Origin of the sequence: Cryptosporangium aurantiacum (genome assembly GCF_900143005.1) — a bacterium.
In the GTDB taxonomy this organism is placed as follows: Bacteria; Actinomycetota; Actinomycetes; order Mycobacteriales; family Cryptosporangiaceae; genus Cryptosporangium; species Cryptosporangium aurantiacum.
The window spans coordinates 677894-690187 of sequence record NZ_FRCS01000004.1 but is presented as its reverse complement, the minus strand read 5'-3'; the positions used below and the strand labels follow the sequence as shown (position 1 = coordinate 690187).

At 68.9% G+C, this 12294-nt stretch carries 13 protein-coding genes and 2 pseudogenes; 6 read left to right on the top strand and 9 right to left on the bottom strand.

Annotation, left to right across the window (positions count from 1 at the left end; translation table 11 throughout):
- Positions 1–167: pseudogene (locus BUB75_RS48510) on the top strand (acyl-CoA desaturase); the annotation flags it as partial.
- Positions 119–769: a DUF5994 family protein gene (locus BUB75_RS17545; RefSeq protein WP_178379892.1), complete on the top strand. Its 651-nt coding sequence runs from the start codon at positions 119–121 to the stop codon at positions 767–769. The pseudogene BUB75_RS48510 and the gene BUB75_RS17545, both read left to right, overlap by 49 nt.
- A gap of 14 nt (positions 770–783) precedes the next feature.
- Here the strand turns inward: BUB75_RS17545 and BUB75_RS17540 are convergent, their stop codons facing one another.
- From BUB75_RS17540 to BUB75_RS17530, 3 genes are read right to left on the bottom strand one after another with little or no spacing between them, the layout of a single operon-like run.
- On the bottom strand, positions 784–2016 hold the full coding sequence (locus tag BUB75_RS17540) for a TerC family protein (RefSeq protein WP_073258368.1): 1233 nt from the start codon (positions 2014–2016) through the stop codon (positions 784–786).
- 38 nt (positions 2017–2054) lie between these two features.
- Complete coding sequence (locus BUB75_RS17535; RefSeq protein WP_073258366.1) at positions 2055–2780, bottom strand: GAF and ANTAR domain-containing protein; 726 nt, start codon at positions 2778–2780, stop codon at positions 2055–2057.
- 37 nt (positions 2781–2817) lie between these two features.
- A complete protein-coding gene (locus BUB75_RS17530; RefSeq protein WP_218617579.1) occupies positions 2818–3528 on the bottom strand; it encodes a GAF and ANTAR domain-containing protein in 711 nt (236 codons plus the stop codon).
- A gap of 411 nt (positions 3529–3939) precedes the next feature.
- Here BUB75_RS17530 and BUB75_RS17525 point away from each other — a divergent pair, with 411 nt between their 5' ends.
- A complete protein-coding gene (locus tag BUB75_RS17525; RefSeq protein ID WP_073258360.1) occupies positions 3940–4215 on the top strand; it encodes an STAS domain-containing protein in 276 nt (91 codons plus the stop codon).
- A 67-nt stretch (positions 4216–4282) separates the two neighbouring features.
- Positions 4283–5218, top strand: a complete 936-nt coding sequence (locus BUB75_RS17520; protein WP_073258357.1) for a YihY/virulence factor BrkB family protein — start codon at positions 4283–4285, stop codon at positions 5216–5218.
- A gap of 12 nt (positions 5219–5230) precedes the next feature.
- Here BUB75_RS17520 and BUB75_RS17515 read toward each other — a convergent pair whose 3' ends face one another.
- From BUB75_RS17515 to BUB75_RS17505, 3 genes are read right to left on the bottom strand one after another with little or no spacing between them, the layout of a single operon-like run.
- Entirely contained in the window at positions 5231–6496 is a 1266-nt protein-coding gene (locus BUB75_RS17515; protein ID WP_073258356.1) for a PP2C family protein-serine/threonine phosphatase, read from the bottom strand.
- An 8-nt stretch (positions 6497–6504) separates the two neighbouring features.
- Positions 6505–7656, bottom strand: a complete 1152-nt coding sequence (locus BUB75_RS17510) for a sensor histidine kinase (protein WP_143175259.1) — start codon at positions 7654–7656, stop codon at positions 6505–6507.
- Positions 7656–8318: a response regulator transcription factor gene (locus BUB75_RS17505; RefSeq protein ID WP_073258355.1), complete on the bottom strand. Its 663-nt coding sequence runs from the start codon at positions 8316–8318 to the stop codon at positions 7656–7658. Before BUB75_RS17505 ends, BUB75_RS17510 begins: the two co-directional genes overlap by 1 nt.
- Positions 8319–8432: 114 nt before the next feature.
- Between BUB75_RS17505 and BUB75_RS17500 the strand changes: the two genes are divergently transcribed.
- Positions 8433–9599 carry a serine hydrolase domain-containing protein gene (locus BUB75_RS17500; RefSeq protein ID WP_073258354.1) on the top strand — a complete coding sequence of 389 codons (1167 nt, stop codon included), beginning with the start codon at positions 8433–8435 and terminating at the stop codon, positions 9597–9599.
- Here BUB75_RS17500 and BUB75_RS17495 read toward each other — a convergent pair.
- Together BUB75_RS17495 and BUB75_RS17490 are read right to left on the bottom strand one after the other, a co-directional pair.
- Positions 9553–9921: pseudogene (locus BUB75_RS17495) on the bottom strand (MmyB family transcriptional regulator); the annotation flags it as partial. The gene BUB75_RS17500 and the pseudogene BUB75_RS17495 sit on opposite strands and share 47 nt — an antisense overlap.
- Before the next feature lie 143 nt (positions 9922–10064).
- Positions 10065–10943, bottom strand: a complete 879-nt coding sequence (locus tag BUB75_RS17490; RefSeq protein WP_073258353.1) for an arginase family protein — start codon at positions 10941–10943, stop codon at positions 10065–10067.
- A gap of 101 nt (positions 10944–11044) precedes the next feature.
- On the opposite strand from BUB75_RS17490, the gene BUB75_RS17485 reads away from it, so the two are divergent.
- On the top strand, positions 11045–11758 hold the full coding sequence (locus BUB75_RS17485) for a TIGR03089 family protein (RefSeq protein WP_073258352.1): 714 nt from the start codon (positions 11045–11047) through the stop codon (positions 11756–11758).
- A gap of 133 nt (positions 11759–11891) precedes the next feature.
- Here the strand turns inward: BUB75_RS17485 and BUB75_RS17480 are convergent, their stop codons facing one another.
- Positions 11892–12290, bottom strand: coding sequence for a hypothetical protein (locus BUB75_RS17480; RefSeq protein WP_073258347.1), 399 nt, complete (start codon positions 12288–12290; stop codon positions 11892–11894).
- Positions 12291–12294 lie beyond the last annotated feature (4 nt).

The following is a 12294-nucleotide window of genomic DNA, read 5'->3' as shown; positions in this document are numbered from 1 at the left end:
ACAACTCCCACCACGCCGACCCGACCGGCGCGCGGCACGGCGTACTGCGCGGACAGCTCGACCCGTCGGCCCGGCTGATCTGGGGCTTCGAGAAACTCGGCTGGGTGTGGGACGTCCGGTGGCCCGATCCGATCCGGCTGGCGGCCAAGCGCAACGTCGATCAATAACTTTTCGTTTCGGTAACCAGGGTCAGGCTACTATTGGAGTACCGAGTCATTTGAGCGTCGACATCATCGTCCGCGTCGGCTCGGTCGAACAGCGATTACCGGATATTTTCCGGAGACAGGTCGATGTCATGGACGTCACCGCTGCCACCACCTCAGAAGCCCGAATTCAGCTCGATTCGACGCTGTCGGGAAAAGGCATGCTCGACGGCGGTTGGTGGCCGTATTCCACTGATCCTCTCGCCGAGCTACCCGCCTTGATCGCCGCGTTGGATGCGCAGGTGGGCACCGTCCACCGGATCACGTTCAACAAGACGCTCTGGCAGAGCACACCCCGGCGAATCGCGGTCGGGGGGCGCACCGTCCGGCTCGGGTGGTACGGCCCCGCGGACATCCACGAGCTCAGCGTCTCCGGCGCCGGGCGCGACCGTCTTGACCTCCTCGTGGTTCCGCCGGACACCGGCGAGGCGGCCGCGGTGGCGGCCATGGCGGCCGCCGCGCGCGGTAACAACGGCTCACACGGGACGTCCCTCCTCAAGGCGGAAGAGACCTCGGACGGCGGATCCGCGGCTCGGACCGACGCGTCGTCCGCCACCCTGGGCTGAGAACACCGGCGCCGTCATGGGCGCGGCAGGATCTTCGACGGGCCTGCCGGTGGCGCTTCTCCTCGCTCGACCGCGGCGTCATGGCTGTCGCGGGCGCGCTGGAGGAGAGCCATCAGGGCAGGTTCGTCTCGGACCATTTGCCGGTACTTCGGCCCGAGCGCCACGATCTGATCGCGCTCGGCGAGCAGCAGGCGGAAGATTCGTTCGCGCTCGGCCGGGTCGGTCGTGTACTCCGCGTCCAGGTACGACGCGGCGTGCCGACGTGCGCCGGCGATCGCGGTACGCGCTTTGCCCGCGGGGCTGAGCATCGAGGCCACGACCGTCACCAGCAGGACTCCGACGATCACGCTCAGGGACAACCCGGTGCTGATCTCCGCCACGTGAACCGATGTGCCGTTGTTGATGAACGGGACGTTGTTCTCGTGCAGCGCGTGCAGGATCAGCTTCACCCCGATGAACCCCAGGATCGCGGCCAGGCCGTACGAGAGATAGATGAGGCGGTCCAGCAGGCCGTCGATGAGGAAGAACAGCTGCCGCAGCCCCAGCAGCGAGAACGCGGTGGCCGTGAAGACGATGTAAGTGCTCTGGGTGAGCCCGAAGATCGCCGGGATCGAGTCGAGGGCGAACAGGACGTCGGTGCCGCCGATGGCCACCATCACCAGCAGCATCGGGGTCATCGCCCGCTTGCCCTCGTGGACGGTGAACAGCTTGTCGCCGTCGAAGTAGTCGGTGGTGTGGAAGAACCGGCGGCCGAGCCGTACCGCGAGGTTGTCCGCGGTGCGGGACTCCTTGTCCTCGGGCTTGAGCATGTTCCCGGCGGTGAGCAGCAGGATCAGGCCGAACACGTAGAAGACCCAGGCGAAGGAATTGATCAGCGCGGAGCCCAGGAAGATGAACGCGGTCCGCGCCACGAGTGAGAACACGATGCCGAACAGCAGCACCTTCTGCTGGTCCTCGCGGGGCACGCGGAAGCTGGTCATGATGATGAGGAAGACGAACAGGTTGTCGACCGAGAGCGCCTTCTCCGTGACGTAGCCGGCGAAGTACTCCGATCCCGCCTGGGTGCCGCCGAGCGCGAAGACCCCGACGCCGAAGAGCAGCGCCATTCCGACGTAGAGCGCCGACCAGAGCGCGGCCTCGCGAAGCGTGGGCACATGGGCCTTGCGGACGTGGAAGACGAAGTCGAACAGGAGGAGCCCGACGATCGCTGCGATCGTCAGGCCCCAAACCAGAGAAGAGACCTCCACCAGAGCTTGCTCCTGCCAAAAGGACGGGCGGTCGAGGATCAGGCTAGGCCGGGCACGCGGGTTCGGTCGGCAACCACGGCGTGGGCGACGTCGGTGAGCCTCTTGTTGTTGTTGCGAGCGTAGGCACGGATCCGGACGAACGCTTCGTCGACGCTGATGTGGTGGATCTGGGCGATGGCACCTTTGGCTTGTTCGATCACGATGCGGCTGTTGAGCGCGCCTTGAAGCTGCTCGGTGAGGACCTCGCCGCGGCGGATCGCGCGTTCCTGCAGCAGTGAAATGGCGGCGACGTCGGCGAGTGCCTGCACGATCGGAACGTCGTTCTCGTCGAAATCGCCGCCTTCGGCGCTACCGAAGACGTTCAGCGCGCCGATGGTCTGGTTGCGCAGCCGCAGCGGGAACGCATGGACGGACTGGTAGCCGCTGGCGGTGGCCCGGGGGGCGAACCAGGGCCACCGGTCGGCTGCTTCGCCCAGATTGACGTTGATGACGGGGCGTCCGGTGCGGTAGGCATCGAGGCAGGGTCCCTGTTGGGTCTGTAGCTGGAAAAGTTCGAGAAGTTTGACGTTCTCGTTCGATCCGGCCATGAATTCCAAACGTCCGTCTTTGTCGGCCAATACCAGCCCCACCGCCGCAGCGCTCACGAGGTCAGCGGTTCGGTCGGTGAGCATGTGCAGGAACTCGAGCAGGTCGAATTGCTCGACGAGCGTGTCGGCGACATCGACGAAAATCGACGCCAACCGCTCAGCGGAAACGGTCGTCATACCTGCCTCCCGGCGTCTGGACGTTGAATTTTCGCGGTCACGAATTATCCTGCTCGAAGCTCAGACGGCCGGTGACGACGTCACGGGCGATCTCGCTCAGGCCGCGGCTCTCGGCGTACGCGTACGCGCGCATGCGGGCCATGGCCTCACTGATTGTCCCGCCGATCTGCACCATCACCATCCCCTGAGCCTGGAATAGTTCCGCCCGATGTTCGACCGCGTCGGTGATGCCCGCGCGGCCCGCGGCGCCGAGGCCGTCTTGTTCGTCGAGGAGCGCGGAGACGGCGACGTCGGCGAACGTCAACGCGTCGGTGAGTTGCTCGCTGGACAACGCGCCCGCCCGATCGCGGAACACGTCGAGGACGCCGAGACGAGCCCCGCCGATCTGCAGCGGAATCGCGAACACCGCTCGGACACCGTGATCGTGCACGGCAGGCGCGTACATCGGCCACCGGGCCATACCGTCCTCGGCGAGGTCACCGACGAGGACGGGACGGCGGCTGTCGAAGGCGTCAACGCACGGGCCTTCCCCGAGAACGAACTGCAGCTCCTCGAGCCGTTCGCTCCGAGGGTCCGAGGCGGCGCACATCCCCCGGACGGAGTCGGGGGTGAACACGCTGATCCCGGCCCCCGACGCCGCGAGCGACTCCGACGCGGCGCGGCAGATTCGCAGCAGGGTCCCCCTGCTGCCGGGTGAAGACGGTTGAGCCTCGATGAGTTGTCTGATGACGCTTTCCCGCTCAGCCACGATTTCCCCCCACGGAGCAGGGGATTCGAGTCCGGCTCAGGGAAAGAGTACCGAGAAACTGCGGGCGGCGATTCCTGCGGGGCACAACGAGGCCTCTCTCGGTGTCTCGAATTGACCGCCGAGGGCCTGGGCAGCAGGACCAGAGGCTCCGGTCCTCAATATTTCCACGGTACTCCTCTCACAACCCGGCATCCGAAAATTGGCTTCTTCCCGGAGCCGTTGTCGGCTAGCTGCGGAGCGCCCGGCGCCGTAGGATCGGAGAGCGGTCCCCGTGGTGGGCCGTTGCCCCAGACCCGGCATGCATCGCTCTGTCGGAGGCGGGCTATGCCATCGGGTGACACCTTTCACCGGTCTCAAGCAGGGCTCACGGTCACCGTTTCGGCCGCTCCAACCGCGACCGGTCAGGCCCGAGTGAGCTTGGTCGGCGATGTCGACACGGCCGCAACCAGGCTGTTGTCCGATGCCGTCGACTGGCTAGCCGACGACAGGGCGCCCGTCGTGCTGATCGACCTTGCCGCGGTGACCTACGCAGGCTCGGCACTTCTCAACTTCCTGGTCCGGCTGTTCCAGGTGATGCCTGCCGACACCGAGGTGATCTTGTGGCGGCCTTCACCACGAGCCAATTTTGTCCTGCGAACCGCCACCATGCGTCGTTCGGACATGTGCGCGATGGCCCGTATCAGCTAGGGGCCGCCGTAGCTGATTTCGGTGACGGAAGGGAGATGAAGTCATTCTCGGGGGGTACCCGCGCCCCGTGACGGGGCGGCGTTTCCTCCGGTGGATTCCGACGGCCTGGCGGCGGCTCCGTCGGCGGGTCGGTTGGCTGGATCACCTCGTCCGCGCCGCGCTGCGCTACGACGAGGCTGACGGCGGACGGCTCGCCGCCGCAGTGACGTACTACGCGTTCTTCGCCATGTTCGCGCTCGGCTTGCTGAGCTTCGCCGCTTTCGGGTTCGTCCTGGACGACCCCGCGGTGCTGCGCACGGTGGAACGGTACGTCGCCGAGAACGTGCCCAGCCTCGATGTGGAGTCGATGCGCCGCGTCCGGCGCACCGTCGGCATCATCGCGTTCATCGGCCTGCCGATCACCGGCTGGTTTTGGGTCGATGCGTTGCGGTCCTCGATCCGCAGGATGTGGCAGCTAACGGAGTACCCCGGCAACCTCGTCGTCCGGGTGCTCGTCGACTTGCTGGTGCTGGCCGGCCTGGGGCTGCTGCTGGCTGCCTCGCTGGTGGTGGCATACGGGACCACCGTGGCCGCGAACGGGCTGGTTGTCGCGACGGACCCCGGCGCCACCGGCTCGCGGTGGCTGCTCGGCGCGCTGGGGGTGCTGCTGGGCATCGGTGTGAACGTGGTTCTGGCCCTGGGCATGCTGACTGGACTGCCGCGGGTGCGGATGCCGTGGCGACGCGTTCTGGGGCCGGCGCTGCTGGTGGCCGTCGGCCTGGAACTGCTCAAGACCCTCGGACGGCTCTACGTGCAGCACACCGAGGCCAATCCCACCTACCAACTGGTCGCCGGCTCGGTCGGACTGTTGGTCTTTCTTAACGCCGTCAACCAATTGGTACTTTTCGCCGCTGCGTTGACCGCGACGAGCACCACCGGTCGTCCGGCTGACCTCGCCGCCGGAGCCGACGACGTGCCACCGGTCCGTACGACGCGACCCGCCGGCGTCGGCCGTCAGCCTTGATGAGGGGCGCCCCTAGGTGTCCTGCGTTGCCGTCGCTCGTGTGAGGTCGGCGCCGTTGTGGGTGGTTCGTTGGGTGCCGTGGTCGCCGTACCAGTCGAGGACGAGAAGAGACGCGTCGTCGGTAAGGGTGGGACCAGCGACGCTCAGAACAGCGTCCCCGAGTGCGCGGACCACTTCTCTGGGGTGCGTTTCGGCCAGCTCCAGTAGGCGGGCCGTCAACTCCAGCGCGGCAGCGCGGCGTTCGACCATGCCGTCGGTGAGCAGGACGACGCGGTCGCCCGGTCGCAGTGCCACGTCGGTGGTGCGGTAGGTCTGCTCGCGGCGAATCCCGAAGGCCAGGTCGATCGGGAGGTGCAGTGTCTCGACCATCCGGCCACGGATCAGCAGCGGCGGTACGTGGCCGGCGTTGACCAGACTGAGGTTGCCGGTGGGCAGGTCGAGCCGGGCGAGGATGCCGGTGGCGAATCCGAAGCCCTTTGGTGCGTTGTCGGTCAGCGCCAGGTTCGCCGCGGCGGCCCGGTCGGCGAGCGGCAATCCTTGGCGGCGGGTGTTGCGGAGGCTCCCGACGGCGAGGGTGGCGAGCAATGCGCTATCCACGCCGTGGCCCATCGCGTCGGTCATGCTCAGGTGCAAGGCGTCGCGGGCCAGGCTGTAGTCGAAGGTGTCACCGCCGATGGTGGCTGCCGGCTCGAGCCAGCCCGAGAGGGAGAACGCGGCTGCCTCGCACGTGAAGGCCGCGGGCAGCAGTCGTCGTTGGATCTCGGCGGCGAGGTTGAAACGGCTGGTGCGCTGGCCCCACTCGAAGAGGTCGGTGTGGCGTCGGGCGGCGATCACGACGAACGCGAGGGCGTGAGCGCCCCGGCTGGCGGCCTCGAGCGTCGATTCATCGGGTTCGGTCGGAAGGCTGATCTCCAGCACGCCGATGGCCTCACCGCGTTCGGTGACCGGTGCGAGGATCACGTGACCGCCGTTCGCACCGGCGTGAACCTGCACGCGCTGGGAACGCACCGCCTGTTCCTGCGGCCCACCGTTGAACGGGAGGACCGTGGCGACTTCCTCATCCTGTCGCCGGGCTTCCGCGGCTCCGACCAGCGGAAAATGAGCCAGCCGGACCAGGGCCCTGCCACTCAGGTCGGCGACGAGGAACGACACCGCGGTTGCGCCGAGGCTGGCCCCCAGCTGCCGGGTTACTGCCTCCACGGCGTCGACCGGCGCCGCGTTCTCCACGGCCGTAAGGATGTATCCGAGATCTCCGGCCACCGGCCCGTCCGCGCCCACCTACCGAATCAAAGCACAGTCGGCCGGCCTAGCGAGCTGAGCGGGAGGTGGACGGTGACGTCCAGGCCGCCGCCGTCCGGGGCGGTGACCTGAATCCGCCCGCGGTGAGCGAGCGCGACCGCCTGCACGATCGACAGGCCCAGCCCCAGCCGGTCGGTGTGGACCCGGGCGCCGTACCCGTGGACGAACGGTTCCAGCAGCGTCTGGGCCTGGTCGGGCGGGATGCACCGGCCGGTGTTGACGACACGCAAGACGGCGAGCCCGTCCGCCGTGCCGGTGGTGACCGTAAGCTGCCCGCCGGGGCGGTTGTAGCGGATCGCGTTGTCGACCAGGTTGCCGATCATTCGTTCCAGCAGGATCGGCTCGCCGCTCACCGGCGCCGGTTGCAGGTCAGTGCGGAGGTCGAGGCCGCGCGCCCGGTCCTTCGCGTCCTCGAGGGCACCGGCAGCGAGGTCGGCCAGGTCGGCGGGTTCGGCCGCGCCGATGCCGGCCTGGCTGCGGGCCAGCAGGAGCAGGCCGTCCAGAATGCGCTGCACGTGCTCGACGGCGGAGCGGACATCCCCGGCCATCGTGAGCAACTCGGCGCGGTCGGGCTCGCCGTCCAGGGTCACGTCGATCGCGGTGCGCGCGGTGGTCAGCGGTGTCCGCAGCTCGTGGGCGGCGTTGGCGGTGAACAATCGCTGGCTGCCGAGGATCTGTTCGCGCTCGGCGACGCCGCGCTGGATGCGATCGAGCATGTCGTTGACCGTGCCGGCGAGCACGGACAACTCGTCGGCGGGCGCGGTGACCGGCACCCGCTCGGTGAGGTTCTCGGCGGACAACCGCCGCGCGGTCGACGAGATCGCGCGGATCGGCCGCAGCACCCGCCCGGCCACCAGCCACCCGAGCAGGGCGGCCAGCGCGGTCACCACGACGAGCGCCAGGCCGGCCTGGACCGCCAGGGCCGACAGCGTGTCGGCGACCACCCGCTCGGATTGATCGCGCAGGGGTGTCGACGGCGGGGGCGTCGCGCCACCGCTCGGGTCGACCTCGAGGAAGAACGAACGATGCCGCAGGTTCTGCCGCATCAGCAGGTAGGTGAGTGCGGCGAGCACCGTACCGGCGGCCAGCACCAAGCCGATCAGCAGCAGGGTCAGACGGGCGCGGGCGGTCAGCCGCATCAGCCCGCTCCGGTGAGCCGGTAGCCGGCGCCGGTCACCGTCTCGATCAGCGGCGGGTCCCCGAGCTTGCGGCGCAGCGTACCCACGGTGATCCGGATCGCGTTGGTGAACGGGTCCGCGTGCTCGTCCCACACCTTGTCCAGCAGGGTCTCCGCACTGACCACGTCACCGCCCGCCGCGAGCAGCAACTCGAGCACTCCGAACTCCTTGGGCGTCAGGCGCAGCAACCGCCCCTCCCGTTCGGCCGTGCGGCGGGCCGGATCGAGCGACACCCCGGCCGCGCGCAGCACCGGCGGGCGGGCGGGGGTGCTGCGCCGGCCCAGCGCATGCACTCGCGCGACCAGTTCGGAGAACGCGAACGGCTTGCCCAGGTAGTCGTCCGCGCCGAGCGTCAGCCCACCCACCCGGTCCTCGACGGCGTCCGACGCGGTCAGCATCAGCACCCGTGACGTCCCCCGCTCGGCGAGCCGGCGGCACACCGTGTCGCCGTGGACGATCGGCAGGTCCCGGTCCAGGACGACCACGTCGTACGGCATGACATCGCACTTGTCCAGCGCGGTCTGCCCATCCTCCGCCAGATCTACCGCAAACCCGTGCTTGCGCAGTCCGACCGCGATGTATGCGGCGAGCGGCTGCTCGTCCTCAACCAGTAGCACCCGCATCCGGCGAGTATCGCAACGCCCACCTATGGAACGGATATAGCTCGTCGATCGGCTACCGATCGGCGTCGGTCAGTAGACGTGGTCAGCGTTCTAGCCAGTCAGAAAGGAACCATCATGACCACGAGTCGTCGGGCTGCTCTCGGCCTACTGGGCGCCGGTTCGCTGGCCGCCACCGGAGGGCTGGCCGTCTGGACCGCGGGCGGCCAACCCGTCGGTGCGCATCCGACCCGGCGAGTGCCGGCGGGCTTACGGCCCGGCGGCGAACTGGACAAGTTGATCGCCGGCATGGCGGACCGGGATGTGTTCTCCGGCAGCGTGCTGATCACACATGAGGGGCGGACCGTGCTGTCCCGGTCGTACGGCATGGCCGACAAGGCACGGTCGGTGTCCATCAAGCGCGACACGCTGTTCGGTCTGGCCTCGGTCGCCAAACTGTTCACCGCTGTCGCGGTGGCGCAGCTCGCCCAGCGGGGCACGCTGAACTACAACGACACGATCGGCGCCCACCTGGACGGCTTCCCGGCCAAGATCTCCGACCACGTGACGCTCCACCATCTGCTCACCCACACCTCGGGCCTGGGTGACTTCTTCGGCGATCCCGGCTTCTTCGATGCGGCCCGCACGTGGACCAGCGTGCAACAGCAGACGGACGCCATGGCCGGGTTCGTCCGCAAGGAAACGCCGGCCTTCGCTCCGGGCGCAGGCTCGCGGTACAGCAACTCGGGATACTTCGTGCTCGAACAGATCGTCGCGCGCGTGTCCGGGCAGACGTTCCACGACTACGTCCGCGAACACATCGTCCGCCCGGCCGGGATGGGTGACGCCGGCTACTACACCGTGCCGCAGATCCGCGCCAACCACCGCATCGCCCACGGCTACTACCGGCCGAAGGGCTCGAAGGAGCGAATCGACAACACCGCCGAACAGATGTTCCTGCCCGGCGCCTTCGCGACCTGCGACCAGATGGCGCGGTTCGCGCACGCGTTGTGGGAGGAACGGCTGCTGAACCCGGCGTACACCCGGCTGGTGCTCAGCCCGAAGCTCCCCTCGTTGCCGCCGCCCGGGGCGTCGACGATTGTCTTCACCGGGTACGGGCCCGGCATCACCCTCGCCGGCGACCGTTGGTCCTACGGCTACAACGGTGCCGCCTCGAACGGCGCGGTGGCCGTGCTCGAGTTCTACCCGGACAGCGGGTACGTGACCGTGATCCTGTCCAACTACGAGATGGAGAGCATCAGAGGGATTCCGAGCCTTGCCCGCAAGCTGATCGTCGGGTCCTAGCGCTCTGGGCGAGGAGCTTCACGGCGCCCGCGGAGGAGGCGTCGTTCGGCGTGTAGATCTCGAGCCGGTGGCCCGGGCTGTCGGGCTGCAACCACACCTGGTACGCGACGGTCACCGTGCCGACGGTGGGGTGCTGGAGGTACATGTCGCCGGTGGTGCAGTCGGAGACCTCACCGGTCGCCCACATGGTGGCGAACTGATCGCTGCGCATCGTCAGCTCACCGATGAGGTTCGCCAAGCGCGCGTCGGTCGGAAATCGTCCGGCGTTGAGTCGCAGATAGGCGACGTGGATCCGGGCGAGCTCCTCCCAATTGCGGTACAGCAACTTGCCCCGAACAAGACCGACGTCCGGGCCTGGCTCGGATTGCTGCTCGTGCTCGGCCCGGTGCCGGTGTGCTGCACCTCGTGCTCGGCGGCGTCACGCTCCGCCTCGGCCGTCGTCTCGAGCGACCCGGCGGATAGTGGTCAGCTCAGGGCGTCGACCAGCCCGTTGACGAGGCGGCGGATCAGCGTCCCGTCGACGTCGTTGTTGGGGTTCACCTCGGTCACCACGACGGCGGCGAGGTCGGGCACGTCGCAGAGCGCGCCCAGGACGGCGAATGCCGCGTCCGCGGTCAGCCCTCCGTTGAAGTGCGGGAAGTTCGCCAGCGGGAAATCACCGCTGTCGATCACATCGACGTCGAAGTGGACCAGCACCGGACCACGCGCGGCGAGCGGATCCACCGCGGCGCGGATCTGGCTCGCCGTGCCGTCCAGCTCGGTGACCGGAAGCGCCGTGACCGCGCTCGACTTCAGCCACGCGTGGTGCGCCGGACTCGCCTCGACCGGATGGAAACCGACGGCCAGCACGCGGTCCGGCGCCAGCAGCGGGAAGCGCGGGCCGAGTCGGGACAGGCCGGTGTCGGCCAGCCCCAGCAGGTGCGCCAGCACCATCGAGTCCAGCACGCCGGACGTGCTGTCGGCCGGCGTCGACAGGTCCAGGTCACCGTCGAAATAGGCCAGCACGGGGTCGCGTCCGGCGTCGATCAGGCCCGCGACCACACCCACCTCGATGGAGCAGTCTCCGCCGAGGACGAGCGGGACGCGGCCCTCCCTGGCGATCGCCGCGACACCGCGCGCCACCGCCGCCGCCTGCTCGGTGACCCGGGCCAGGTCGCGCGCGACGACGCCGACGCCCTGCGGTTGGTACGCCATCGGCGGGGTGTCACCGGCGTCGTGAACGTCCAAGCCCCGCGCTTTCAACGCGTCGAGGAGGCCGGCCTCACGCAGTACCCGGGGAGCGGTTTCCTGGCCTGCGTTGTGGGATCCGGCCGTCGTCGGGGCGCCCAGCACACTGAAAGCCATGCGTCCATCCTTGCCTCGACCCACGGAAGAAGCCAGGGCGGATCAGCTCGGTTGCTGATGTCAGCCTTTCCTGACATCCGCCGTCAGGCTAGCCTGACGGCATGCTTCCTGCGCTGCTGGGTGCGACCGCGCCGGCGGTGCGCGACCGAACCGTGCTCACCTATTACGACGACGCCACGAGCGAGCGCGTCGAACTCACCGTCCGCGCGTTGAGCGGGTGGGCCGCCCGCACCGCGGGATTACTCCACGAGGGCTGCGGGCTCGGCGTCGGTGACCAGGTCGCCGTAGCGTTGCCACCGCACTGGCGGACGGCGGGTGTGCTGCTCGGCGCCTGGGCTGCTGGCCTCTCGGTGTCGTTCCGGCTCTGGGCCACCGCGGGCCTGGCTCCGGCGGCACCGGTCGACGCGAGCTTCGTCAGCGCGGCCCGTCTGCGGAGCTGGCTCGATTCTCCCCCGGCAGCGCGCCACCGCTTCGTCGTGGGGCCGACGCCGTCCGGCTGTCGCGACTACCTCGCTGAGGTATCCCGCTACACCGACACGCTGCCCTCGGCGGCGCCGCTGAGCTGGATCGACGCGGCGACGGTCGACGGGACGACGTTCCGGGAGTGGGGGCGGCTCGCGGCCGAGGTCGGTGCCAACCTCGGGCTGCGCGGCGGGGACCGGTTGCTGGTGGACGCCGACGCGCACGAGCATCCGGTCGAGTGGCTGCTGGCGCCGCTCGCGGTCGGCGCGTCGGTGGTGCTCTGCGCGAACCTCGACCGCTCGCGTCTGAACGGGCGAGTCGAGTCCGACAGCGTCACCCACGTCCTGGCCTAGTCGCGACAATCTTATTGGTACGAGCACGGTTCGCGTGTGGCTCGGCGCGTCCATCGGCTCAGCGTGAGCTGCACGAGCGGAGCAAGGCGCCGGAGTGAGGCCCGGCGTGCCTGCTCGCTGCCTGGCGTCCTCGTTAGGGGGCGGGTGGGCCGAAGGTGATCGGGCCGGAGATCGTGTGGGCTTGGATCACCGGTCCGCTGACCCGGGCCTGTCCCGCGACGATGTTCGACACCTCCGTCGGCGCGCCCACCAGCGGCGCGCTGCTCTGCATCCAGCCGCGTAGCCAGTCCGCGACGTCGTCCTCGTCGGCTGCGGCCTGCTCGAGCAGAACGGCGAGGCGCGGAGCGTCCGGCTCTTCTGCGGGGTGAGCGATCAGCTCGGTGCCGGCTTCGGCGGCAGGTGAGCCGCGGCCGAACCGGTCGCGGACGAACGTCACGAGCCGATCCAGTGCCAGCTTCCCCGCTTCACCCGCAGCGCCGGTGGCCAGCGGAACGAGGACGGCGCTGAGAGCGGCGGCGCTGATGGGGTCCATGTCG

Coding starts and splice junctions, on each gene's coding strand:
- BUB75_RS17500 (WP_073258354.1), top strand. CDS start 8,433: ATGACCACGAGTCGTCGGGCTGCTCTCGGCCTACTGGGCGCCGGTTCG.
- BUB75_RS17510 (WP_143175259.1), bottom strand. CDS start 7,656: ATGCGGCTGACCGCCCGCGCCCGTCTGACCCTGCTGCTGATCGGCTTG.
- BUB75_RS17535 (WP_073258366.1), bottom strand. CDS start 2,780: ATGACGACCGTTTCCGCTGAGCGGTTGGCGTCGATTTTCGTCGATGTC.
- BUB75_RS17485 (WP_073258352.1), top strand. CDS start 11,045: ATGCTTCCTGCGCTGCTGGGTGCGACCGCGCCGGCGGTGCGCGACCGA.
- BUB75_RS17490 (WP_073258353.1), bottom strand. CDS start 10,943: ATGGCTTTCAGTGTGCTGGGCGCCCCGACGACGGCCGGATCCCACAAC.
- BUB75_RS17505 (WP_073258355.1), bottom strand. CDS start 8,318: ATGCGGGTGCTACTGGTTGAGGACGAGCAGCCGCTCGCCGCATACATC.
- BUB75_RS17480 (WP_073258347.1), bottom strand. CDS start 12,290: ATGGACCCCATCAGCGCCGCCGCTCTCAGCGCCGTCCTCGTTCCGCTG.